The organism is uncultured Methanobrevibacter sp. (genome assembly GCF_937898925.1).
Lineage (GTDB): Archaea > Methanobacteriota > Methanobacteria > Methanobacteriales > Methanobacteriaceae > Methanobrevibacter.
This window is the reverse complement of sequence record NZ_CALDKF010000054.1, coordinates 1-24,150: the sequence shown is the minus strand read 5'-3', so window position 1 is coordinate 24,150 and position 24,150 is coordinate 1. Positions and strand designations below refer to the sequence as shown.

Below are 24,150 nucleotides of genomic sequence, written 5' to 3'. Positions count from 1 at the left end.
TTGTAGATGAAATTGAAATGGACTGTTTAATCGTTATAGATGAAGAAAACAAGACTGCTAGATGCAAGCCAATTGCAGACATTAAGGAAGGAGACTTGATTGTTGTTGGTAGAGAAGGAGTGAAAATCACACCACCTCAAAGAGCAAGAGGTAAGCAAGGTGTATTTGAATTCATGAACAGTGAAGTTTCTTCTGAAAAGCCAATGATGAGCATCATCAATGATGTGGCTGGTGAGATTAAAAACATTAAGGAAAAGGGTGGAAAGATAGCTCTTGTCGGTGGACCAGCTATTGTTCACACAGGTTCTGCAGGTGTTGTAGCACAGCTCATAAAAGAAGGATTCATCGATGTTATTTTCGCAGGAAATGCATTGGCTACTCACGATATTGAATGTGATCAATTCGGCACTTCCCTTGGTGTAAATGTAAAAACCGGTGAAGTGGTTGCTCATGGTCATACTCACCATATGAGAGCAATCAACAGAATCAATAAATCCGGTTCAATCAAGGCAGCTGTTGAAGATGGAACCTTAAAAAGCGGTATAATGTATGAATGTGTCAAAAACGATGTGCCATTTGTATTGGCTGGTTCCATTCGTGATGACGGCCCACTTCCAGACGTAATTACTGATGTTATTGAATCACAAAAATTAATGCGTAAATATGCTCAGGAAGTCGATATGGTCATTATGATTTCAACTATGTTGCATTCCATTGCAACTGGTAACCTATTGCCTTCAAGAGTTAAAAGTATTTGTGTAGATATTAATCCATCTACCGTTACTAAACTTTCAGATAGAGGTAGTGCACAAGTTGTTGGTATTGTAACTGATGTAGGTGCATTCTTGCCAGTTTTATACAATGCATTACATGAATAAAAATTTTTATTCTTTTTTCTTTTTTTTAATTTTTAATTTTTAATTATTTTTAAACATTTTTAGAATTTTTAAAGTATTTTATTATTTTTCTAACGATTTTAATTATTTTTCAATTGGTGTCAATATGGATGAAAGAATTATAGATGTGGATGGAAATGAAATTATAATCTCTGTAGATGGTATTGATGATATGGAGATTGCAGATATAATCATCGAAGATGCAGAAGAGCTTGAAGGTGACCTTATAATTACTGCAAGATATCTAAATGTGGAATTTGGGGAAATTTATCCTGCAGAGATTGTTATTGAAGATGGTCTCTTTAAGGAGGTCATTCCAATCATCACCGATGATGAGGACGACCTTGACTTGGATTATGATGGCATTTTAATCCCTGGATTCATTGATTCCCATATTCATATTGAAAGTTCAAAATTATCCCCTTCCAATTTCGCTAAAGCTGTATTGCCTTATGGAACCACCTCTGTCGTGGCGGATCCTCATGAAATTGCAAATGTTTTAGGAATTGATGGCATTGATTGGATGGTTGAAGATGGAAAAAAAGCACCATTTGATTTTTATTTTGCTGTTCCATCATGTGTTCCCGCTACAAGTTTAGAAAGCTCTGGAGCAGCACTTACAAGTTCTGATATTGAAGGATTGTTGAAACGTGATGAAATGGTTGCTCTTGGGGAAATGATGGATGTCCCAGGAGTTCTAGCGGAAGATGAAGAAGCTTTAAGGAAAATAGAAGCAGCTCATAAATTAGGGAAACCTATTGACGGTCACTCTCCATTATTGTCTGGTGAAGATTTGGAAAAATACACATCTTATGGCATATCAACTGACCATGAATGCACTAGCTTTGAAGAAGCTATTGAAAAGTCAAATTTAGGTATGGAAATCATGGTTCGTGAAGGGTCATCTGCAAAGGATATGGATGCTCTTTTGAATTATGATGATCGGTTGAATTACTTGATTGAAGAGGAAATGGCTGGAAGAGCTGTTGTGGAAACCATTGATGATGCTATGGGTGTTTCACCATTCGGACTTTTAGTATGTGATGACATTGATGCAGAAGACTTGTCTAAAGGGCATTTGGATAATGTGATTAAAAAAGCCATTTCATTAAATATCAATCCTAAGGAAGCTATTAAAATGGCTACATTTAATCCTGCAGAGCATTATGGTTTGAATTGTGGTGCGATTGAGACAGGTAGAATTGCAAATTTCTCATTGGTTGATGACTTAAGAAACTTGAACGTAAGTAAAGTTTGGGTTCATGGAGAGCTTGTGGTTGATGATGGTGAAGTGCTGTTTGAAACAGAAGAGATTGGATCTAAGGATAGCATTGTTTTGGATGAAGTAAAAGCTGAAGATTTCGATGCTAAAATGGAAATGGCTTGGACCAATTCATTGATGGATGAGACAACCAATGTCTTTGCAATCAAGGCTTTTGACAATAGCTTGATTACAGAAAAATCTGAAGAAACATTGATTGTTAGAGATGGTGTCATCCAACCGGATTTAAAAAAGGATGTTGTTAAGATTGCTGTTGTAAATAGATACGGTGAAAACAATATAACTAATGGTTTCATTAAAGGATTCAATCTTAAAAAAGGAGCTTTTGGCGCATCAGTGGCACATGATTCCCATAATATTTTAGTTATAGGAACAAATAGTGAAGACATGGCTAAAGTGGTTAACATTATCAAAGAGCGCCAAGGCGGACTTGTTGCTTACTCATCTGAAGAGGATATCTGTGAAGTTTTAGAGCTTCCAATAGCAGGGTTAATGTCCAATAGGGATATTGATTATGTTGCAGAAAAACATAGAAAGCTACGTGTAGCGGTAAGTAAATTAGGATGTAATCTAACATCTCCATTTACAACATTGTCCTTTATGGCATTGATTACTATTCCTCATTTTAAAATAAGTGATCAAGGATTGTTTGATGCAGATAAGCTTAAATTCATTGATTTAATACATAATTTTTAAATTGATTATTTTAATCAATTTATTTCATTAATTTATTTTTTTTTTAAATTTCAAATCCTTGATTTATCAAATCTTCCTTTAATATTTGAATGGATTCTTTTTCCTTTTCATTTCCCACTCTTTTAATGACTCTTTCTGATTCCAAAAATCTTTCAAGGAAATATTTTTGTGTTTCCTCATCAACGATATTTATTCGGGAATAATTCACCAATGCTTCAATTAATGCATGTATTGCCCTATTCATTGGTTTAACGCATTTGTTTTTTATATTAAGTTCAACCACTTCTGACTTGATGAAATTGACGTCACTTGATTTGATGTCATCTTCTCTTAAAGCCTCTTTTATGCTTTTCACTTCACATATAAAATAAGCGTCAGCATCAGTTAAATATGTGAGTTCATCATTTTTGGTTTTATTAGGGATTCTAGTTAGATATTCGTCAGGAATTGTATTTGTTGTTGAAAGGGTAAACATTAATGGATCATTTGTGATATTTACAATAAATTCTCCTTTCTCTTTAATGTTTTTAATGGTGTTTCCACCTTCAAAAATTCTTAAAAAAACCTCATTGTCTTCCAAGACTCTTAATCCAAAAGGTGCCGCATTTGAGTTTCCATCCTTATCCACTGTAGTGATGATAACTTCATATTGCTGGTCTTTATACATGCCTATTTTAGTTAAATTAGTTTCCATTTTTTACCTCTTTTAGCTATTAAACCCTAAATTCCAAATATTAAAGTTGCTTATATTTATTTTATAATTTCTTATATAAACTTTTTATAGTATTAATAATAAATTTATATAATAATATATTAACTAAATGTAATTAATACACATAATTAATTTACACATATTTGAAAGTAAATTTTCAAGTAAATTTTATAAATTATTTCTCAACTAATAGAGGGGATTAAATGAAATATCAGATGTATTATGAAATGATGGAACAACCAGAAGCTTTAAGAAGGACTTTTGCTTCTGAATTGGATAATATGGCTAATATTTCTAAATTAGCCGAATCTGTTGATACTATCTATTTAATTGGTTGTGGAAGTTCCATTTCCACTTGTTATTCTATTAGAGATGCATTGGCATCTGTATCTGATTTAAGAATCGAAGTTTTCACAGGTTATGAATTTGTTTATAACAAAAAATTAAATGATGGTGAAAATTCCTTATTCATAGCTACTTCCCAGTCTGGTGAGACTGCAGATACTTTAGCTGCTTTAAGAAGGGCTAATGAATTTAATATTGACACTGTTTCAATTTCAAATGAACCTGAAAGTTCTATGATTAAGGAAGCCAAATATCCTGTCATTACATTAGGAAATACTGAAACAGCTATTCTTGGTACTAAAACTTATATCACCCAATTAGCATGTCTTTATCAAATCCTATTTGCTGCTTCCGGATATGAAGAAGCTGATGAGATATTGAATCAATTGGCAGTTATGCCTGATTTGATTGAAGAGCTATTGGAAAGCACAGAAGAAGAGAATAAGAAACTTGCTGAAGAGCTTAAGGATGAAGAGGGTTTCTATTGCTTAGGAAGTGGAGTTAACTTTGGTCTTGCATATAAATTGGCTATGACAATGTTGATGGAAGGTGCTATCAAGCATGCTTGTCCGCTTTACTCTGCAGAATTCAGACACGGTTTGATTGAAAGGGCTGAAAAGGATGTTCCTTTGATCTTCTTGGATGCTGATTTGGAAAGTGATGAATTAACTAAAATAGCTATCAATTTCTCTCAAAACAAATTGGAAGCTAAAACAATTATTTATAACTTAAAGGATTATGCAGATATTAATCCATTGCTTGCACCATTTGTACTTGTAATACCTTTAGAATGGTTTGTTTACTATTTGGCACACTTCAATGGTGAAGATCCTGGAAGTACAAGACATATTGGTAAAGTAAGGTATGAATAATCTTTTAATCTTTGATAAATGAATAATTCATTTATCTTTTTTATTTTTATAATTTTCAATTTTTTATTTTAATTTATTAATTTTTAATTTATTAATTTTTAATTTATTAATTTTTAATTTTTTATTTCATTTTTGTGATTATTTTGATAATAATTTTTTATTTTAATATTTTTTAAAAAACTTATAACGTGATTTTATGGATTTTTATATAGTGAATGGTGGCCCAAGAAAGAAATTTAATACTGCCCAATTATTGGAAAAGGCAAGTGAAGGCATTGTTGATGAATTAAAAAAGAGTCATGATGAAGAGGACATAAACATTCATAATGTTCATCTTTATGACTTGGATTTCAAAGGATGCAAATCATGTTTCCATTGTAAGAAAATCGGTGGAAAGTATTATGCGCAATGCCCTATCAAGGATGACTTAAGGGAATTGCTTCCTAAAATGAAGGATTCTGATGGGATCATATTTGGAAGTCCTGTTTACTTTGGTGAGATAACTGGGGAGCTCAGATCATTTTTTGAAAGGTTTTTATTCTCTTCATTCGTTTACGGTGGAGAGTCCAATGCTCCTAAAAGAATGCCTATTGGAATGATTTACACTATGAATGTTACTGAGGACATATGCGCTCCGCTTTATGGCAGCACATTTGATCTTTTAGAAAGCAATCTTGAAAATGTTTACTCTAACCCACATTCATTAAAGGTTTATGACACTTATCAGTTTACAGATTATTCAAAGTATGAGAACTATGCATTTGACCCTGAATTGAAAGCTAAAAGGAAAGAGGAACACTTCCACATTGACTTAAAAGATGCTTATGATTTAGGTGTAAAAATAGCTCAAGACAGTTTGAAAATTTAATTTTCAACTTCTTCTTTTTCTTTTTTTTTAAAATTTATTTTTTTTATTTTATTATAATAATACGTAGTAAAAGTAGTTTAAATGTTTAAATTGTTAAAAATGGTTTTAAAATAGTTTAAAATTAGTAAAAAATATAAAAAAATAGTAAAAAAATAAAATAAAATTTTATTAAAAAAATTAAAGAATAATTAGTTTACTTATTCTTTGTCGATAGCTAATGCAATATCATCTGCTTTTACAGTTTGTCTTTTTGCAATTTTAGCGTATTCAATTGCTTTTTTAGCTACTGCTGCTGCGTCAGCTTCTAAGTATTCTACTAATGCAACTACAGCTGCGTCACTTACTCTTTCAGCACCAGCATCTTTAATAATCCTATTTACAGGAGCTTTAGGAATTGCCATAATTTTCACCTCCGTTATAATAGTATAGTAATATTATATCATTACTTAGTATTAAACCTTTTCCTTTTTTCACTCATATTTTCTTAAATTCTCATATCTATATTGTCAATACTTATTTTTCAAATATACTTGAATTTTTAATTTATTTTATAAAAACAGTTATTAATTTATAATATTTTAAAATTTGAGAAATTTTTATAAAAATTAGCATTGAAAATTGAATAAAAAAATGGAGGAAATTAAAAAATATTTTTGCAAGAAGATCTTGCAAAAATTAAAAAAGGTTAGGTGTTTAATTTTGTGTTTTATGTTAATTTAAAAAAATTAAAAAGATAAAAATTAATTTTATTCAAAAATTAATTTAATCTTTTTAAAGGTTGAGATAAATATTTGAAATAATTTATTAAATAAATTTATTCGATGTCGATTTTAGTTTTAGGAACTATTCTTTTTGGGATTGTTACGAATAATGTTCCATTGTTGTGTTTTGCAGTAATTTCTTCTTTGACAATGTCTTCAGTTAAAGTAACGGTTCTGTCTGCTTCACCAACTTTGATGCCGGAAACAATTAAAGTTGCTGGATCTTCTTCGCTGCTTTCAATGTTTTTCATGATGTTTTCAAAGCAAGCTTTGATGGTTACAGAGTTGTTAGTTGCTTCAATGGAGATGTCTTCTTTTTCGATACCTGCTAAGTAAGCTTGTAAGTAGTAGAAATCTTTGTTTTCTGCTAAGTCAATGCTGATATTTCCAGTTGCAACGGTGTCTTTGTAGACTTGGTATCTGGTATCGAAATTCTTTTGAAGAGCTTTCATTGCAATGATGGTGTCATCGATAGTTTTACTAAGGTTTTCACCAACTTTTCCTGCAACATCTTTACTTTTGTTTAAGGTTTCATCGAATTTTTCTTTGTTAGCTTCAGTTCTTGCTTCAGCTTTAGTTTTGAAGTCTTCTCTGAATTTTTCTGCTTTTTCTTTCAATTCGTCAGATTTGGAAGTTTCCACTTCAACGTCAACTTCTTCAAATTCTACTTCAATGTCTTCTTTTACATCTTCAGGCATTTTAATATCTCCTTTACATTATTTTTAAAATTCATAAAATTTGTACCTATGTTTTATAGATAAAAATTTTTATAAATTATAAACATGATCTATAAATTTTATAAAATTTTTTATAAAACTTAGTGTACATTTATTTCTAATGTATACTATATAACTCATATCTTATAAATATTTCTATGAATTGTATACATTTTAATTATTTAGTATACAAAATTCTTAATTTTTTTAAGATTTTTCTCAAATTTTTCGGAGATTTTAAAAATTTAGAATTTTTTAGTATACTTTTTATTCACAATGTATACTAGTAATTCATCATTTATAAACTTTTCTATTTTAGTAATAAAAAGTTACTAAAAGTTTTGATGAAAATAGAGGATATTAGAAAAATTATTTTTTAAAAATAGTAAAAATAGTAACATTAGTTAAAAAAATAAGAAAGTAAAAGAATTAAAAAAAGAATCATGAAAAATTACTTAAGTTAAATCAAAGTAATTTTCATCATCTTCATATTCCTCTTCTTCTTCAACTCTTTCTCTTTTTTCAACTTTCATGATTAAATCGATAATCTCGTCAATACCTTCTCCTTCAGCAGCTGAGATAAGCAATGGATCTTCACATTTGTCAATGTACTGTTGTACGTAATCATGTCTTATTCCATCATACTCAGCAATATCCATCTTATTGAATAAGTAGATGATAGGAGCATCAAATACATTTTGAATCTCTTCTAGAAGATTGTATTGATTTTCAAGAAGGTATCCGCAGGTTTCAGATCCATCAAAAATAAATAATATTGCATCTGCCAAGTGTTCAAGAGCTACCATAGCATTCAATTCAATATCATTCATGTCTCCAATAGGCCTATCCAATAAACCGGGAGTGTCAATGATTTGGTAATGCTGCCATTTTTTCTCAAAGTGTCCGATTTGAATACCTTTTGTGGTAAATGGATAGTTAGCCACTTGTGGCTCAGCATCAGTGATGTGAGTAAGCAATGTTGATTTACCTACATTTGGAAAACCTGCAATTACAATGCTTATTGCATCAAAGTCAACGGTAGGCATGTTTCTCAATGATTGTTTTGCAAAGTCAAGGAAATCAAGGTCCTTTTCAATCTTATGAACAACTGAAGAGATTCTTCCATAAGCCTGTTTTCTAAGGCCAGTTGCCCTTTCAGAGGATGATTTTCTTATTTTTGCACCGTATTCCTTTTCGAGCTGTGTAATAATACCATAAGCCCAATTAAGTGCACCTAATGCTTGCTTGAAATCATCCACACCTACAGTGATGTCTATATAATCTTGATAAAATTCAGGCAATTCTTCGATTTCAGGGGTACGATCCAAAATCATTTTAAGTCTGTCTTTAATGACTTGGCAAGCAGTGATTACTCTTGTTTCTTCGATACGTTTGCCCTTTAAGTGTTTAGGCATTTTTTCTCCTCTTCTCAAATCCGCTGCCTTCTTACCTCTTCTGAAACCTTTATCTAATAATTCATCTGGAGTTGGAATAGTTGGTAACATCATTTTTTATCACCATGTAATCATAATAATTTAATTTTTGTAATTTTTAGTAATTTTTGTAAATATAATTTTTTTAATAATTCTAATAATTTAATTCTAATAATTTAATTCTAATAATTTAATTCTAATAATCTAATTTAATTAATCTTATTTTAATAGTTCTAATAAGTATAATTCTATTGTTTAAGTTAATACTTTTATAAAAAGCTTTATTTAAATATTTGCCCTTGGAATTTGTATACTTTTGTATTTTCATCCAACCATGCATCTGGTCTAAGTCCTGCCTTCATGCAAGTGTGAGACAAGAACTCTTCCTTATCCATATTGTGTTCTGGAGCAACTTGTGGCAAGAGCAATCCTCTATAGAATCCACGTTCAACAATCAACCCATCTTCACCAATTGTAAGGTTGTCTAAGTAATCGATTGGCTTTTCAACTTCAATGATTTGTGGCTTGGTCAAAACAGTAATCTCATAATCAAGTGAATCCAATTCACTTTCATTAACACTTGGGAAACGTGGATCTCTCATTGCTGCTGAAATTGCTGAATCAATGACTGCATCAATCAATGGGTAAACAGGTTCAGGGTAACCGATGCATCCCCTGAGATTATTGTGTTTGTTCAATGTGACAAACACACCAAGTTCATCATGCATATAGTCAGGACAATCTGAAGGTGTGTCAATTTTTCTATTTTCCTTAACATATGTTTCAATAGCATTTTTTGCTACACTTAACAAATATTTTCCATCATCTTCACTTAACATGTTTTCACCTTCAAATTTTTTAAAATGTTTTTTAAAATTTTATGTAAATTTTTTAGAAATTTATCTAAAATATCATTTTTAGACTACTTCATCTACATATTCATTTATCAATTTGTTTACTATTTATTATCAATCGTTTATTTTGAACGTAGCTTCAATTAAATTGATGGTATGATGAAATTAGTATAAAATTAATTTTTATAAATATTAGTTGCTTCCACCTACCATTGCATTCAAAATTCTGGTATGTGGTCCACCATCACCGACTGGTGCAGTTTGTCCACCTTTACCACAGTAACCTACACTAAGCTTGAAATCTGAACCTATTCCATCAACACCTTTAAGTGTCTCAAGAATGTTTCCGGATAATGACACATCACGGAAGTGATCTTTAAGTTCGCCATTTTCAATCTTGTATGCTTCAGTTGCATTGAATTGGAAAATTCCTTTACCTGTATCAACTTGTCCACCTCTTGAACCCTTAAGGTAAATTCCATCCTTGATGTCTTCAGTAAGTTCCTCGAAACTTAAGTCACCTGGCTCAAGGAAAGTGTTACTCATTCTGACAATAGGTTGGTCACTGACTGATGACCTTGCATTTCCAGTAAGTGGGATTCCTAATTTGCCTGCACTTTCTCTTGATGTGAGGAATGATACAAGCTCACCATTTTTAACGATTTGGTTCTTTCTGGTTTTGACTCCCTCAACGTCATATGGGTAATACCCGAATCCATCCTTGTAGCTTGAATCGTCATAAATATTTACAATGTCAGTTCCAATTTTCTTGTTCATTTGATCATGCAATATGGAATCGTCTTGAAGGACAAGATCTGCCTCAACAGCATGCCCTACAGCTTCGTGAATGAACACTCCTGTAAGGTTGTTGTCAGCTACAATTGTAAAGCGTCCTGATGGAGCAGGTTTTGCATCCAATAGCTCGGTTGCTTTTTCCCCAATCTTTCTTCCAAAGGATTCAATGTCTGCATCCTGCAATATTTCAAACCCTTTCACACCACCTAAACTGCCATGGTTGAATTGGATGAGTTCTCCATTTGAAGCAACGGCATTAAGTGCAAGTGCCACTCTTGAGCTGTCTACAAGGATTTCACTTCCTTCACTGCTGACAAAAGCGGTTTGGCTTTCACCGTCTGAATAGCTGACAGTTGTGCTCACTACCTTTCCAACATTGCTTGCCTTGTTTGCTTCCTGAATCAATTCCTTCTTATCTTCAATGGTCACGTCACTTACAGAAATTTTTCTATCGGTCTTTACATTATCCTCTACAATTTCACATTCTGCAAGTTCAATGTCTCCGGTGAGTGAGTTTGAAATTTTGATAGCCTTTTCACTTATATCTTCCAATTTGGAAAAGTCGTTTGTAGAAGCGAATCCCCATGCTCCATTATTCAATACTCTTATTCTTGCAACAGTGGAAAGGCCTGTGTTGATTTCCTGAATTTGATTGTCTTTCATGATTATGCTTGTATTGTTTCCTTTTCCTGCTCTAATGTCTGCATAATCGACCTTATCATCAATTTTAGTTAATATTTTTTTAAATAAGTCTATATGTTCTTCCATTTTAAGACTCCTTTTTGTATTTTTAATGTTTTTTATTTTTTTTATAGTTTAATTTTTTTTAAAGTTTAATCATTATTATTTTATTGTTTTTAATAAATATAACTATTCATAATATGATTATATTATAAAAAATTATAAATAAAATTTAAAAGATATAATTATTCATGACTAAACATGAACTAAAGGTTAAGCCTATTGAGAATGGTACTGTAATTGACCATATTCCTGCCAATAAGGCACTTCAAGTATTGAAAATATTAGGTCTTCCGAAGGAAGGAACAAATGTAACACTTGCTATGAACGTTTCTTCAAAATTGGGCTATAAGGATATTGTGAAGTTTGAAAACAGGGAGTTGGAGCATACTGAAATAGATAAGATTTCCTTAATAGCTCCTGATGCAACCATTAACATTATACGCGATTATGAAATTGTTGCAAAGGACCAAGTTAGAATGGTAAAGGAATTGAATGGAATTGTAAAATGCACCAATCCTAAATGTATTTCAAACACTGAAGAACCTATTGAAAGCAAGTTTTATCTTGTTGAATCAGATCCAATTACAGTAAGATGCCATTATTGTGAAAGATTGGTTCAAGCAAATGAGATTTATAATCAATTTGAATAATAATGATTAATAGTTTTCAATGGTCTTTATTAGTTTTAATGATGATTCTATTAGTTTTTAGTGATGATTTATTTTAATTATTTTGTTCTATTTTTTTTAATTTAGTTGGTGTTGTATATGTGGGAAATGCTTTGGCCTATATTATTGATTTTATTGTCAAATACAGTTTATAATATTTGTACTAAATCAACACCAGGTAATGTTAATGCCTTTGGGGCATTGATGATAACATATGCTGTAGCAACTATTTTCACTGCCGTTATTTTTGTTTTTCTTGTCAAACCTGAAAATGTTTTTATTGAATTGTCTCATGTAAACTGGACTTCAGTTGTTTTAGGAATGGTTATTGTAGGGTTGGAATTAGGTTATATCTTCGCATATCGTGCAGGCTGGAAAGTAAGTTCTGCATCACTTGTTGCTAATATTGGTTTGGCAATTGTTCTGATATTTGTTGGTGCTCTTTTATATGGTGAGAATATTACATTAAAGCAGGTAATGGGTATTTTAATTTGTTGTGTTGGCTTATTCTTAATTAATATGGGTTAATAAAGAATAAATCCGCAGCTATTTTATTAAAAATAAAAAAATAAAAAATAAATTGATTTTTATTTTATTTTATTTATTTACTATTTTTATTATTAATTAAAGAAGTTAAATAACTTCTTCAATTAAGTGATTAGCTAATCTTAAAGCTAATGCTAAAATCAATAAGATTGGTGGTTTTCCAGGAGACATTGGAATTACACTTGCATCTCCTACATACAAACCATCTATTTCTGTTTTTAGGTTATTGTCAACTACATCTCCAATAGCTGCAGTTCCTCCAGGGTGTGCACCTCTAAATATTGTTGAAGTCATTGTTGTTGGATCAACACCTGCCTTTTCAAGTATGGAACCTGCTGCAGCACAGCCTTGAGCCAATCTTCTAATGTCATCAATTGTATTGAACTTGAATACGTTTCCATCCTCATCGACGGTACCTACCATATCATCTTCAACTTTAACCATAATGCTTAATATATCCTTATCTTCAACCTCAGGGTTTGATTCCTTAATGTATTTTGCGATAAATGATGAGAAATGAGGTGCAAGAATGTATTCTTTTCCTATTGCAAGCCCATTCATTTGAACTTCGCTATTGAAGTTAATGTCCTTCAAATATCCTCCAACACTTACAAATGGGTCAAAGAAGAGCTTGTTTCCAGCATCAATTCCTGATTTTTGAAGGATTACTGCACTGTCAACCGCTCCTGCACAAAGGATTACCAAATCAGAATCAATGGTTTGTGATATGTTGTCCTTAATGTATTCAACACCAGTTATTTTCTTATCAGAGAAGATTACTTTTGTGACTTCAGCATCTGTAATGAGTTCTGCACCATTTTCGATTGCTATGTCAACAAAGTCCTTTCCACTCCATTTTGCATCTCTTGGGCAGCCGAATGAACATTTTCCACATGGTTTGCAGTCGTCATCCCTTATGAATTTAGGCATTCTTATTGCTTCAAATCCTAATTCATTTGCACAGTCTATAAAGAGTTGTGTTCCCTTGCCGATATGTTCATCATCCATTTGATGAATTCCAACCAATTCTTCAATCTTGTCATATTCTGCAGATATGTCTATGCCAAGTTCCTTGAATTCATTTTCAAGTAATCTTACACCATTTCCTGCAGCTACGATAGTGGATCCTCCAATACAAGTGGTCTTCAATAAGTCGATACTGTTTGTATTTTTCAAACGCTTATCGTAGTATTTCATGTCATAATATTCAAATGAATCCTTGCTTTTTATGTATGGTCCTCTTTCTATAATGGTAACTGGAATGTTTGCCTTTGCAAGTTCCATAGCTATTAATGAACCTCCAGCACCTGTACCTATAACTATAACCATTTTTTATCTCCGTTGTTTTTTTTATTAAATATATTTGTTTTATCATTTAATTAATATTTTATTAAATTTTAAAACAGTTTAATCCCTTCACATTAATATTTATTTTTATACTATAAATACTTAACAATTGTTATACTTTTATAAATGATTTTTTTAAGATTTTAAAAATAGAAAAAATAGTAAAAATAGTAAAAATAGTAAAAATAGTAAAAAATAGAAAAAAGAAAGAATAATAAAAATTATTCTTTTTAATAATTTTTTTAATTTTAAATCATGCTTAAGATACAAAGATTTCAATGAATTTAGCATAAGCTGGTCTTGTGATGAATACACCAATTAAAACCCCTATGATTGTAGTGAATGCGAAACCTGCGATGGTACCGATACCACTGCTTCCTCTTGCAAATCCAACATATGCAAGTGGCAACATAGCAGCTATCAATGTTCCTGCAGATGCGAAGATAATGAACAATGCATTTTTAACATTCATTTGGGTTCTGGTTCTTCTGTGTCTTGTGTTTTCATCATCGTGGTGCAATACCTCATCTGTAATGATGATCTGGTCGTCTACCCCAGTACCTACAGATGCGATTAAACCAGCGATTGCTGCAAGGTCTATATTCCAATGGATAATGGAAGCAACACCTAAGATAATTATTATCTCAGAAATTGTTGTGATTAAAATTGGAATTGCCAAGAATGCTCTTCTGTATCTTATGTATACAACCAATGCAATACCAAGTATAGCTAATAATCCTGCAATCAATGCACCTTGTGCAAATTGCTGACCTAATTCCGGTGAAACTGTATTGGAACCGATAGTGTGGATTTTTACAGGAAGAGATCCGGTTTTTAAAACAGTGAATACTGTATTGGATTCTTCTTTTGCAGTTTCAACATCTGCTGCACTACCTGTTACTTCAACTTCGGCTACAGGCTCTCCACCTGCTAATTCTCCAGAGAGTTGTGGAGGATGCTCATCAATTTGCTTTCCATCCAGATACATCACTACTTCATGCCCGCCTTTTCCTTTAGCAAGCTCTGCAAAGTTCTTAGCACCTTCTGTTGTCAATGTAAATGGCACATGCCATTCTCCACTATCTCCAACAACAGGGGACTCAACTGATGCCACATCACTACCTGTAAGGACGGTTACATTATCTATCTTAGCTTCAAAGATACCTGGATTTCCAATCAGCCGCTCTACCTCTTCTGGTGTCTTTCCAGCCATTTCAACTATAACCATCTGGTCTCCGCTGGACCTTACCTTTACATCACTTACACCATAAAGGTTAAGCCTTTTGTCTAAAACGGAAGTTACAACTTTCATTGTACTCTCATTTACCGGATGTTCCAATTGCAATTGAATGGAAGATCCACCTTTCAAGTCAAGACCTTGCTCTACACCTAAAAGAGCAATGCTTCCAATACTGATCAATAGGAATAATAAGAGGATAATTACTTGCCTATCTTTAAAGAATTTAGATAAATCGCTTGCCATAATTATTTGCCTCCTTTTCCTTTTTGCTTTTTAGCTTTACGTTTATTGCCTTTAGCTTTTTGTTTTTTATTGGATTTCTTATTTGAAGATTTTTTGGATTTTGGAATATCTTCTGCAACTTCTTCCATATTGTCTATTTTTTCCAATTCCTCTTGGATTTTAGTCATCACTTCATCATCTTCAACTTCAGTTTTCCTCTTAAGCTTATCCTTAAGACTTAATTTTTTATCTGAAGTCTCTTCTTTGGATTTAGCAGATTTGCTTTTGCTTGAAGAGGAACCTACATTGTATTTCTCTTGTTTTTTAGATTGTCTCCAATCGATGTAAGTCTTAAGAATTCCTAAGTTCATTAACCAAGTGGAAAGAATATCTCCAATCAATCCGATTACTAAAACTGCAGAAATATTACTTAATGTAGTTGCTTCAGGCATGAGGATCTTGGTTACCACGAATAGGATTCCCATTGCAGCTATTGCTGCAAAGGACATGGTTAAACCGGTATACATAGCATTTTTAGCCCTTTCTTCTACAGTTCCTTCTCTTCTTTTCAAAAGTCTGGTTGTAAGAAGAATATCTGTATCTACACTGTACCCAATAAGCATTAGCAATGCACCTACAGATGCAATTGACAATGGAATCTTGAATATTGACATTCCTCCAAGCGCAATGAGTATATCACACAAAGCTGCGAGGATAATTGCAACGGATGGTACAGGTTCTCTAAATACAACAAACACGGTAATTGCCATAAACAGGAATGCAAAAATCATAGCAACATAAATTTGACCCATAGCTTCTTCACTTAATACTGGACCAATTTCATTATAGCTGATTACCTTTGCTTTTCCATTTATGGCACTTGTAAATGTACTTGAATTGATATTGTTTTCCAATTCCACAGTAACCTTATTGTTTCCATTATTTGTGACTTTTATATTGTTGGTGTTCAATTTGGCATCAAGTGTGTCTTCCAATTCACTTGGAGTTACAGAACCTAATAGCTGTAATTCCGCTTGTGAACCTCCTTTTAAGTCAACACCTTGTTCTAAGCCGTGAAAACCTATAAGAACTAATGATAAAAGTGCAAGAATAATAGGAATCGCAATTAAGATCTTGTGGTTTTCCATCATTTTCTCTAACATTTTTCTTTTGCACCTATTAAACTTAATTTCTTAATATGTGATAATTATATAAAAATTATAATTAATTATTATATTAAAATTATACATTAATAATTTTCTTGTTTATATTATTAAATAGTTTGCTTAATTAATATTTCAATAATCGATTTGAATTGGAAAATTGATATGAAATTGTAAAAAAGAGCACATTTATTCCAATATTCGATTTGAATTGGAAAATTGAAAAAATTATTTAAAAGAGTAAAAAGTTTAAATCAGTATAAAAATTAAGATAAGTAAAAAAAGTAAAAAGATAGATTTAGTACAATGCTAAATCTAAAGTCACAAATAAGCTGTCAGTATCTCTTTGGAGTTGAGCAAGACTTTTGTCTTTAGTCTTTACGCTGAATTGCTGAACTACCCTTGCACCTCTTGCCCTGACTTTCATTTCCATTTTTTCTAAAGCGGATTCTCCATCAGAAGTGCTTGTTGTGGTAAACAATACGATATCTTTTCCACGTAAGTCGCATCTGTCAATCAATGTAATGATTGCAGGAGTTGGATTGTTTGCCCAAGTAGGTGTGCCTATGTAAATTGTATCATATTCTTCTAAATCAAGAGTTGGAGGGTAGATTTCTGTTTTGCTTTCTCTAAATGCGTCAATGGTAGAGCTAAATCTATTCATGATTCCGTCACGCTTTTTCATATCCTTGATTTGACAGATATCACACCTTAAATTGACTGCAAGTGTTTCTGCAACTACCTTTGTTTTTCCTCCATCTGAATAGTATAAAATTATTCTTTCCATAGTTTTTCCTCTTGAACTATTTTTTAAAAATAATCTATTTAAATATTTGCATGATTGTCAAATATTCAAATTCAGACTATTTTCAAGTTTTTATAAATTATTATGGGTGCATTCCAAAGAAGTCCAAACCGGTTTTTTCATCAAATCCGCACATGATGTTCATGTTGTGAACAGCTTGTCCAGATGCTCCTTTAACTAAGTTGTCAATCGCTGAAATGATGACCAATCTGCCGGTTTCATCTATTTCAAAGCAACCGATTTGAGCATAGTTTGATCCTCTTACACTGCTTAAGCGTGGAATTTCTCCATCTTCCAATATTTGGATGAATGGTTCTCCTTTATAGGTTTCCTTATAGATGTCCAATACCTCTTCACTAGTGACATCTGCTCCATCAACTAAGAAACAATGGTTAGTTGTAAGTATTCCTCTGATTACTGGCACCAAATGAGGGGTGAATGATACTTTGACATCTGAAAATGCACCAAGTTCCTGTTGAATCTCTGGCATATGTCTATGTTGGGTTACTTTATAAGGATTTACATTGTCTCCAATGTTTGGATAATGGGTTGTTGCAGCAGGATTTACTCCAGCACCGCTTACTCCAGTTTTGGAATCGAAAATCATTCTATCTGCAAGTTTTGCTTTAGACAATGGGTATCCGGATAGGATAGCGCCAGTTACAAAACATCCAGGGTTAGCAAGCAATGTTGCATTTTTGATTTCTTCTCTGTGGATTTCAGGAAGTCCGAAAACCCCTTTCAAGTCAGAAGTATGTTCAATTCCATACCATTTTTCATAAACGTCAATGTCATTGAATCTGTAATCTCCACTTAGGTCAATGACTTTAGCTCCAGTATCGAGTAAATCTGGCACGATTTTCATTGAAGCTCCATGTGGAGTTGCTGTAAATATGATGTCTGCATCCAATTCGCTTGGCTTTTTGTTTCTAAATACTAAATCAGTTCCTCTAATATGTGGGTGAACTTTATGGGCCGGAGTTCCTTCAAACTGTCTTGAAGTAATATCCACTATTTCAACTTCTGGATGAGCAGAAAGAAGTCTAATCAATTCTCCTCCAGTATATCCGCTTCCACCTACAATTGCTACACTTACCATTTTCACACCTTGATTTTGTTGTTTTTTGTTGTTTTAAGTAATTATCAAATTAATATTTTTTTAAAATTTTTATTAGTTTTTAATTATTTTTTTTATTATCAGTCATCGTTGATTACATTGCTGCAATCCAAGTTTTTCTCTTCCAATTCAGAGTGCTTGATTCTATTGATTATCTTACAGGTACTGTCGAGATCTCCTGTTCTGTACTCTTTAACCCTTTTAGCTACAGCTTTGATTCCTCTTTTATCCAGTTGTTCCTGAAGCTTTGCAATGTCATGATTTTGGTCAGAACCGATAGCTATTATGTCCGGCTTGATTTCCTCTACAATCTTGAACATATCTCCATCATAACCAATATATGCTTCATCAACGGGCTTGAGGTATTTGATCATTTCTAATCTTTGATTTTCATCAATAACAGGAATTCTCTTTTTCTTCTTAACAGTTGAATCTCTTGCTATTACAACTACAAGGACTGCATCTTCTCCACCTAATTCCTTTGCTTTTTCAAGATACAATCCATGCCCTGGATGCAATAAGTCAAATGCTCCTGTTGCCATTACTTTCATATTTTGTCTCCATTTTAAAATATAATATTTTATAAGAATAAAAATTTTTTAGTTATTTCTTTTAATTTTATAATTTAATCCTAATTTTTAGATCTATTTTATATCTTGGTATTCCAAAGCATCAACAAGATTTATTTTGTCTTTGTATAATGCAGAACCGATTACAACTCCCTTTGCACCAGTTGTTTGGAGTTGCTTTAAGTCATCCAAGCTTGTAACGCCTCCAGAGTATACAACTGGAATGTCTACAGAGTTTACAAGGTCTATGACAGGATCCACATAGAATCCACCAAGCAATCCTTCCACATCAACATTTGTAAACAATATGCTTCCTGCACCAAGATCTTGGAATTCTTTGCTTATTTCAGTTGCAGACTTGTCAATCTTTTCTTGCCAACCTTTTATGACAACCTTATTGTCTTTGCTGTCAAGGGAAATCATTACCCTTTCGCTGCCATATTCATCAGAGAGTTTAGTTATTATCTCAGGGTTCTTGATTCCCATGGTTCCAATAATCAATCTATCAATATCAAGGTTGAGCAACTCTTCTGCATATTCAATGCTTCTTATGCCCCCTCCAAGTTGAATGGGAACGCTTACTTCATCAAGCACTTTCTTAATTGTTTCAATGTTTGTTGTGCTTTCAAGTGCACCATCAAGGTCAATTACATGAACAACTTCTGCACCTAAATCTTCCCATTTTCTAGCAACCTTTTCAGGGTTTTCAATAATTACCTGTTCGGTTCCAGGTTCTCCTTGCACTAGCTGCACGCATTTTCCATTCTTAATGTCTACAGCAGGCATAATTAGCATTTTATTATCTTGAAATGACATTTTGATTCCTTTTTTAATATTTTATATCTAAATTTTAAGAGTTTTTAAAAAACTTAAAGTAATTATCTAACAATTATAACATTATAATATATTTATTTTATACTATTAATCATTTCTTATTATTGTAATTTTTGTGCTTATTATTTTTTTAATTTTTTTTTAAAGATTTTTTCATATTTTAACTGATTTTTCCAAAACATTTATATGGGATGTAAAATAATTATTACATATGTAATGTATTTTTTACAAAAGTAAATAATTTTTAACAAAAGTAAAAAATTAATTACATATTTCTAATTTCCTCCTTTGATTATTTTGTGCACATAATATTCAAATAAATTTAGAAAAAATTATTATTTCAATTTTAGAAATGTTGAAAAATTTTTATAATTGTTATTTTAGTATTATTTTATTATTATTTTATTATAAAAGGTGATATAGTGACTGATTATGTTATTGAAACAACTAACTTATCCAAAAGGTATTCAGAAAACTTAGTTGTGAATTCCATAGATATGCATGTGGAAAAGGGAAAGATCTATGGTCTTTTAGGTAAAAATGGAGCTGGAAAAACCACAACCATGTGTATGCTTCTAAACCTTGTTTATCCAAGTGGAGGTGAGATTCTTCTCTTTGGAAAAGACCCTAAAAGTCATACAAAGGAAGTTTATTCTAACATAGGTTCAATTATAGAGACTCCTGGATTCTATGAGAACCTGACTGCTTATGAAAATTTAGAAATCATTGCCAAACTTCGAGGAAACTACAATCCTCTAAATGTGAAAATGGTTTTGGAGATGGTTAATTTGGACCATGAAAAGACCAAGCAATTCAAGGATTTTTCATTAGGAATGAAACAGCGTTTGGGCATAGCTGCTGCCATTATGCATAATCCTGAATTGTTGATTCTTGATGAACCTATAAATGGTCTTGATCCATTTGGAATCAAGGAAATCAGAGGCTTGCTTAAAAAGCTGTCTTGTGAATATGGTGTAACTATCTTGATTTCAAGCCATATTCTCAGTGAAATCGAAAACATTGCTGATGTAATAGGATTCATGGATAATGGTGTGTTAATAGATGAGATAAGTCGAGAAGAGCTTCACAATAGATTAAACAAATTCGTTGAATTTGAAGTTTCAGACATTGATTTGGCAGTTGAACTCTTGAATAAAACAGGATTAAAGGAAAATGTAGATTACTGCTTTAGAAGGAATTTAGGAGAATACATTGATGATTTGGATTCTAATAAAAACAGTGATGGAATGCTTATTGGAGGTACCATTCATTTGCTTTCCAATTTGGATTTAAGGGATGAGTTCAATAGCTTGTTTGTAAGTTCTGGAATCAAAGTAAGAAAAGTGAATTTGTGTGAAGAGAACTTGGAAGAATTCTTTACAAGAATAATTTCCAATACTTAATGAATTATATTATTATTTTTTTATATAGGTGATTAGATGCTTACTTTTATAAAAATGGAATTTCTAAAGCTAAAAAGATCAAAGATATTCTTATTGAGCATACTTATGGCAGCATTGCCTTCAGTTTTAATGTTCATTGCAACATTTGCTTTTGATGAAACACAAAGCTTTGATGCTTTATTCTCCACTGTGAATATGTATATGTCTGCATTGTTTGCAATTCTTCTGTTTTCAATAATCATTTCCTACCTTTTTGGAAGGGAATACAATGAACATACATTAAAGACTATGATGACTGTTCCAATATCCAGAGGAAAATTCTTGATTTCCAAATATGTCATGTTCCTAATTTGGATTTTAATCTTAACAGTGGTGACAAGCATATCAACTCTTGCATTTGGTTTTGTAGCAGGACTTAGTGGATTTTCATTGCAGCTATTTATTAATAGTTTTGCAGAATTGCTATTTGCAAATATCCTATTGTTCTTGACATTCTCACCATTTGTATTCATTTCATTGTTCATTACAAATATGGTTCCTGCAATGGTTGGTGGTGCAACTTTGACTTTAGTTAATCTATTGGTTCTTGGACAAAGTTGGGCTCCATATGTCCCTTGGGCATGTCCTTATCTGATTTCATCAGGGGAGATAGCAGACTATAGCGTAAGTATGATGATTCCATATGGTGTAATCTTAGCTACTTTCATAATTGGAATAGCTGTTTCATATATTTACTTTACAAAAAAAGATGTTCCTCTTTAAATTAAATTAATTTAATTAAATTGTTTAAATAAATGAAACACCTCATTTGACTAAAAAAGATGTTATTTTCTCAACCTCTAAAATTTTAAAACATCTTTTTTAGTTTTATTTTTTTTAAAATTTTAATTTAAAATAAGTAAATTTTAGATTTCATGAAATTACATGAAATCAAAAAATGAATTAAAATGGTTCTTTAGTAATTTTCCTTGAAATTCTTCAGTAATCTGGAAAATATGGAAATATTTGAAGGCGGTTGTTCAATTTCCTCTTTTTTAAACCATTTCGCTTTGGTGATTTCATTTTCATCTACCTTGATTTCACCAGACTTGTATTTGCAGATGCAACCGATCATCAAGGAGTTTGGGAATGGCCAGGATTGGCTTCCGAAGTATTGGACATCTTCAACTTCAATTCCAACTTCTTCCATAACCTCTCTTTTGACTGCTTCCTCAACGCTTTCTCCAGCTTCCAGGAATCCGGCAATCAAGGCGTATCTTGGATATTCATGGTATGAGTGTCTTGCCATCAAAATCTTTTTGGTTGGATTTCCATTTTCATCAAGATCCTCTTCGTCTTCCTTGATGATTGTGGTAATTATTGCAGGGCATATTCTTGTAAAGCTTGTAAATCCACATTCAGGGCATACTTTAGCCATTTCCACATCAGATGTAACTGTCTTTGCACCGCATCTTCCACAATATTGGTGGTTATTTTCCCAATCGATGATTTGAATGGCTCTTCCACCAAGATAATAGGTTTCTTCGTTAATGTCAAAAACTTCATAAAGATTGATGAATTTTAAATTGATATCTTCATTCTCTTCCTTAAAAGCTTCAATGTCAAAGTCTTCAGCGAGTTCAACTGCATAAGCGTCCTTAAGGTAAAATTCTCCAAAGTAAATGCAATTTTTAACATCCTCTTCATTGATGTTAAGCTCACTTAAGTCCTTGAGTAACGGGAGCTGATAATCAATCAATAAAAGGTCTCTGTCATTGAATATGAAATAAAACTTTTCATCAGTATCTTTAGCTTTAAGACCTATTTTATAATTATCATATAAGCTTAGTGATTCCTTTGTATCGTGTTGTGTTTTCATATTTTATAATATGTTATTTTAGTTTATATTTTTAATTATTGAGTCCCGATTTTTTTTAACAAATAGCTAAATATTTATATTTTTAATAAAAAAATTAATAGTACAAATTATATTAGGAATAAAATGATTTCAAATTAATCAATTTAATCAAATTATTATTTTTGTGATTGTTATGAAAAGAACTGCCTTAAAAATTGCTTACATTGGAACTCACTTTCATGGATTTCAAAGACAGCCTGATGTAAGAACCGTTGAAGAGGAATTGATTTATCATCTTAGAAAATTAGGATACATTGATGATTTGAAGGCTTCAAGGTTTAGGATAGCTGGAAGAACCGATGCTGGAGTTCACAGCCTTGGAAATGTAATAAGCTTTCAAAGCGAGAAGGAAGTTCGTGTCAATCAGATAAACAATAGCTTGCCAGATGATATTCAGATAATTGCTTGGGCACCGGTTAGATTTGGATTCAAGCCAAGATATGCCCAAATGCGCTGGTATCGTTACATCCTTTTTGAAGAGGATTTGGATATTGATCTCTTAAGGCAGACTGCAGAGGTATTTAAGGGAACCCATAACTTCACTAATTTTACAAAAAGAAAGCAGAAGACAACTGAAAGAACAATTGAAGATATCAAAATATCCAGGCCAACAATAAATGAGGATGGCAAGAATAAGAACAATAATTTTGCTCATTTAAACAAGACTTATAGCCCTATTTTTGTTGACATTTACGGTGAAAGCTTTTTGTGGAATATGGTTCGTAAGATGATGAGAGTTTTCCTCGATGTTAATTATGGAAAGCTTACTCTTGATGATGTAAGAAGATTGCTTGATCCTGAAGAAGGTGAGCCAAGAGCATACATCAAGGTTGTTGAGCCCGAAAATCTAATTTTAATGGACATTGAATATGATGGAATAAGATTCAGATATGATGATTATGCTTGTGAGAGATTCCGAAGATATCTTGTAGATAATCTCTTTGATTTGCAAAAGACTTATTCCGTTACAGAATCCATGTTAAACTGTTTGGATGATTTAAAATAAGTGAAATATATGTATGTATGGAGAATATTTAATTACATTGCACTTATCGTATGGATTGCAGCATTATACTTAACCTATAAAGAAGCTCAAGCAATCGAATAAGCCAATTATCTTAGAAAAGATTAATTAAATTTATTTTTATATTTTATTTTATTATTTATTTTTATTTTTCACTTACTTTTTTTAACCCTTTTTATTATTCCAAATTATCATGATCTTCTTTCATTTTGTCTAAAATAAGCTTCATTGACTTTTTCTCAGATTCATTTCCCACCTTTTGGCAAACCCTATTCAGCTCTTTCATATGAGCCCAGATTTCCTTTTGAATGTCTTTGTATTTGTGGTCGAATCTGCAGTAA

Annotated in this window: 23 protein-coding genes; 9 read left to right on the top strand and 14 right to left on the bottom strand. The window is 31.9% G+C overall.

All coding sequences use genetic code 11. The features are described from left to right. Both Q0409_RS04185 and ade read left to right on the top strand, forming a co-directional pair. Positions 1-878, top strand: an 878-nt coding sequence (locus Q0409_RS04185; RefSeq protein ID WP_298535417.1) for a TIGR00300 family protein, incomplete at its 5' end; no start/stop codon positions are given. Positions 879-1,002: 124 nt separating this feature from the next. Beyond that, positions 1,003-2,874, top strand: a complete 1,872-nt coding sequence (gene ade, locus Q0409_RS04180; protein WP_298535414.1) for an adenine deaminase — start codon at positions 1,003-1,005, stop codon at positions 2,872-2,874. Positions 2,875-2,917: 43 nt separating this feature from the next. Here ade and Q0409_RS04175 read toward each other — a convergent pair whose 3' ends face one another. Further along, on the bottom strand, positions 2,918-3,568 hold the full coding sequence (locus tag Q0409_RS04175; RefSeq protein ID WP_298535411.1) for a DUF447 domain-containing protein: 651 nt from the start codon (positions 3,566-3,568) through the stop codon (positions 2,918-2,920). A 221-nt stretch (positions 3,569-3,789) separates the two neighbouring features. Here Q0409_RS04175 and Q0409_RS04170 point away from each other — a divergent pair, with 221 nt between their 5' ends. Together Q0409_RS04170 and Q0409_RS04165 are read left to right on the top strand one after the other, a co-directional pair. Then, positions 3,790-4,803, top strand: a complete 1,014-nt coding sequence (locus Q0409_RS04170; protein WP_298535408.1) for an SIS domain-containing protein — start codon at positions 3,790-3,792, stop codon at positions 4,801-4,803. 196 nt (positions 4,804-4,999) lie between these two features. Next, positions 5,000-5,671 (top strand): flavodoxin family protein, encoded by a 672-nt coding sequence (locus Q0409_RS04165; protein WP_298535406.1) that lies wholly within the window; start codon positions 5,000-5,002, stop codon positions 5,669-5,671. A 197-nt stretch (positions 5,672-5,868) separates the two neighbouring features. Here the strand turns inward: Q0409_RS04165 and Q0409_RS04160 are convergent, their stop codons facing one another. The 5 genes from Q0409_RS04160 to Q0409_RS04140 all read right to left on the bottom strand — a co-directional run bounded on the left by Q0409_RS04160 (position 5,869) and on the right by Q0409_RS04140 (position 10,998). Continuing rightward, complete coding sequence (locus Q0409_RS04160; protein WP_295606323.1) at positions 5,869-6,075, bottom strand: histone family protein; 207 nt, start codon at positions 6,073-6,075, stop codon at positions 5,869-5,871. A gap of 410 nt (positions 6,076-6,485) precedes the next feature. Further along, positions 6,486-7,130, bottom strand: coding sequence for an Hsp20/alpha crystallin family protein (locus Q0409_RS04155; protein ID WP_298535404.1), 645 nt, complete (start codon positions 7,128-7,130; stop codon positions 6,486-6,488). Positions 7,131-7,603: 473 nt separating this feature from the next. Continuing rightward, positions 7,604-8,656: an NOG1 family protein gene (locus Q0409_RS04150; RefSeq protein ID WP_298535401.1), complete on the bottom strand. Its 1,053-nt coding sequence runs from the start codon at positions 8,654-8,656 to the stop codon at positions 7,604-7,606. A gap of 206 nt (positions 8,657-8,862) precedes the next feature. Further along, positions 8,863-9,420: a TIGR00296 family protein gene (locus tag Q0409_RS04145; protein ID WP_298535399.1), complete on the bottom strand. Its 558-nt coding sequence runs from the start codon at positions 9,418-9,420 to the stop codon at positions 8,863-8,865. A 207-nt stretch (positions 9,421-9,627) separates the two neighbouring features. After that, the gene (locus Q0409_RS04140) at positions 9,628-10,998 is read right to left on the bottom strand and encodes a TldD/PmbA family protein (protein WP_298535396.1); all 1,371 of its coding nucleotides are present in this window, start codon (positions 10,996-10,998) and stop codon (positions 9,628-9,630) included. Positions 10,999-11,162: 164 nt separating this feature from the next. On the opposite strand from Q0409_RS04140, the gene pyrI reads away from it, so the two are divergent. Both pyrI and Q0409_RS04130 read left to right on the top strand, forming a co-directional pair. Continuing rightward, positions 11,163-11,624 (top strand): aspartate carbamoyltransferase regulatory subunit, encoded by a 462-nt coding sequence (gene pyrI / locus Q0409_RS04135; protein WP_298535394.1) that lies wholly within the window; start codon positions 11,163-11,165, stop codon positions 11,622-11,624. Between the two features lie 117 nt (positions 11,625-11,741). Then, entirely contained in the window at positions 11,742-12,170 is a 429-nt protein-coding gene (locus Q0409_RS04130) for an EamA family transporter (RefSeq protein WP_298535391.1), read from the top strand. Positions 12,171-12,275: 105 nt separating this feature from the next. On the opposite strand, the gene Q0409_RS04125 is transcribed toward Q0409_RS04130, so the two are convergent. The 7 genes from Q0409_RS04125 to hisA form a co-directional block, all read right to left on the bottom strand. Beyond that, a complete protein-coding gene (locus tag Q0409_RS04125) occupies positions 12,276-13,517 on the bottom strand; it encodes a GMC family oxidoreductase N-terminal domain-containing protein (RefSeq protein WP_298535389.1) in 1,242 nt (413 codons plus the stop codon). Between the two features lie 277 nt (positions 13,518-13,794). Next, positions 13,795-15,018 carry a preprotein translocase subunit SecD gene (locus Q0409_RS04120; RefSeq protein WP_298535387.1) on the bottom strand — a complete coding sequence of 408 codons (1,224 nt, stop codon included), beginning with the start codon at positions 15,016-15,018 and terminating at the stop codon, positions 13,795-13,797. A gap of 2 nt (positions 15,019-15,020) precedes the next feature. After that, positions 15,021-16,160 carry a protein translocase subunit SecF gene (locus Q0409_RS04115; protein WP_366940069.1) on the bottom strand — a complete coding sequence of 380 codons (1,140 nt, stop codon included), beginning with the start codon at positions 16,158-16,160 and terminating at the stop codon, positions 15,021-15,023. Positions 16,161-16,458: 298 nt separating this feature from the next. Further along, entirely contained in the window at positions 16,459-16,947 is a 489-nt protein-coding gene (locus tag Q0409_RS04110) for a flavodoxin (protein WP_298535385.1), read from the bottom strand. 100 nt (positions 16,948-17,047) lie between these two features. Then, positions 17,048-18,064, bottom strand: a complete 1,017-nt coding sequence (gene argC, locus Q0409_RS04105; protein ID WP_298535382.1) for an N-acetyl-gamma-glutamyl-phosphate reductase — start codon at positions 18,062-18,064, stop codon at positions 17,048-17,050. A 98-nt stretch (positions 18,065-18,162) separates the two neighbouring features. Further along, positions 18,163-18,633 (bottom strand): FAD synthase, encoded by a 471-nt coding sequence (locus tag Q0409_RS04100; protein ID WP_298535380.1) that lies wholly within the window; start codon positions 18,631-18,633, stop codon positions 18,163-18,165. 93 nt (positions 18,634-18,726) lie between these two features. Beyond that, positions 18,727-19,467: a 1-(5-phosphoribosyl)-5-[(5-phosphoribosylamino)methylideneamino]imidazole-4-carboxamide isomerase gene (hisA, locus tag Q0409_RS04095; protein WP_298535378.1), complete on the bottom strand. Its 741-nt coding sequence runs from the start codon at positions 19,465-19,467 to the stop codon at positions 18,727-18,729. A 440-nt stretch (positions 19,468-19,907) separates the two neighbouring features. Between hisA and Q0409_RS04090 the strand changes: the two genes are divergently transcribed. Next, positions 19,908-20,888 (top strand): ABC transporter ATP-binding protein, encoded by a 981-nt coding sequence (locus Q0409_RS04090; protein ID WP_298535374.1) that lies wholly within the window; start codon positions 19,908-19,910, stop codon positions 20,886-20,888. 36 nt (positions 20,889-20,924) lie between these two features. Then, positions 20,925-21,650, top strand: a complete 726-nt coding sequence (locus Q0409_RS04085; RefSeq protein WP_298535372.1) for an ABC transporter permease — start codon at positions 20,925-20,927, stop codon at positions 21,648-21,650. Positions 21,651-21,843: 193 nt separating this feature from the next. Here Q0409_RS04085 and nudC read toward each other — a convergent pair whose 3' ends face one another. Continuing rightward, the gene (gene nudC / locus Q0409_RS04080; RefSeq protein ID WP_298535370.1) at positions 21,844-22,746 is read right to left on the bottom strand and encodes an NAD(+) diphosphatase; all 903 of its coding nucleotides are present in this window, start codon (positions 22,744-22,746) and stop codon (positions 21,844-21,846) included. Between the two features lie 172 nt (positions 22,747-22,918). Here nudC and truA point away from each other — a divergent pair, with 172 nt between their 5' ends. Continuing rightward, a complete protein-coding gene (truA, locus tag Q0409_RS04075) occupies positions 22,919-23,791 on the top strand; it encodes a tRNA pseudouridine(38-40) synthase TruA (RefSeq protein WP_298535367.1) in 873 nt (290 codons plus the stop codon). The last annotated feature ends 359 nt before the right edge of the window (positions 23,792-24,150 follow it).

Excerpts from the sequence above, each read along its gene's own strand:
- ade (WP_298535414.1), top strand. The coding sequence starts at position 1,003 with ATGGATGAAAGAATTATAGATGTGGATGGAAATGAAATTATAATCTCT.
- Q0409_RS04175 (WP_298535411.1), bottom strand. The coding sequence starts at position 3,568 with ATGGAAACTAATTTAACTAAAATAGGCATGTATAAAGACCAGCAATAT.
- Q0409_RS04170 (WP_298535408.1), top strand. The coding sequence starts at position 3,790 with ATGAAATATCAGATGTATTATGAAATGATGGAACAACCAGAAGCTTTA.
- Q0409_RS04165 (WP_298535406.1), top strand. The coding sequence starts at position 5,000 with ATGGATTTTTATATAGTGAATGGTGGCCCAAGAAAGAAATTTAATACT.
- Q0409_RS04155 (WP_298535404.1), bottom strand. The coding sequence starts at position 7,130 with ATGCCTGAAGATGTAAAAGAAGACATTGAAGTAGAATTTGAAGAAGTT.
- Q0409_RS04150 (WP_298535401.1), bottom strand. The coding sequence starts at position 8,656 with ATGATGTTACCAACTATTCCAACTCCAGATGAATTATTAGATAAAGGT.
- Q0409_RS04145 (WP_298535399.1), bottom strand. The coding sequence starts at position 9,420 with ATGTTAAGTGAAGATGATGGAAAATATTTGTTAAGTGTAGCAAAAAAT.
- Q0409_RS04140 (WP_298535396.1), bottom strand. The coding sequence starts at position 10,998 with ATGGAAGAACATATAGACTTATTTAAAAAAATATTAACTAAAATTGAT.
- pyrI (WP_298535394.1), top strand. The coding sequence starts at position 11,163 with ATGACTAAACATGAACTAAAGGTTAAGCCTATTGAGAATGGTACTGTA.
- Q0409_RS04130 (WP_298535391.1), top strand. The coding sequence starts at position 11,742 with ATGTGGGAAATGCTTTGGCCTATATTATTGATTTTATTGTCAAATACA.
- Q0409_RS04125 (WP_298535389.1), bottom strand. The coding sequence starts at position 13,517 with ATGGTTATAGTTATAGGTACAGGTGCTGGAGGTTCATTAATAGCTATG.
- Q0409_RS04120 (WP_298535387.1), bottom strand. The coding sequence starts at position 15,018 with ATGGCAAGCGATTTATCTAAATTCTTTAAAGATAGGCAAGTAATTATC.
- Q0409_RS04115 (WP_366940069.1), bottom strand. The coding sequence starts at position 16,160 with ATGTTAGAGAAAATGATGGAAAACCACAAGATCTTAATTGCGATTCCT.
- Q0409_RS04110 (WP_298535385.1), bottom strand. The coding sequence starts at position 16,947 with ATGGAAAGAATAATTTTATACTATTCAGATGGAGGAAAAACAAAGGTA.
- argC (WP_298535382.1), bottom strand. The coding sequence starts at position 18,064 with ATGGTAAGTGTAGCAATTGTAGGTGGAAGCGGATATACTGGAGGAGAA.
- Q0409_RS04100 (WP_298535380.1), bottom strand. The coding sequence starts at position 18,633 with ATGAAAGTAATGGCAACAGGAGCATTTGACTTATTGCATCCAGGGCAT.
- hisA (WP_298535378.1), bottom strand. The coding sequence starts at position 19,467 with ATGTCATTTCAAGATAATAAAATGCTAATTATGCCTGCTGTAGACATT.
- Q0409_RS04085 (WP_298535372.1), top strand. The coding sequence starts at position 20,925 with ATGCTTACTTTTATAAAAATGGAATTTCTAAAGCTAAAAAGATCAAAG.
- nudC (WP_298535370.1), bottom strand. The coding sequence starts at position 22,746 with ATGAAAACACAACACGATACAAAGGAATCACTAAGCTTATATGATAAT.
- truA (WP_298535367.1), top strand. The coding sequence starts at position 22,919 with ATGAAAAGAACTGCCTTAAAAATTGCTTACATTGGAACTCACTTTCAT.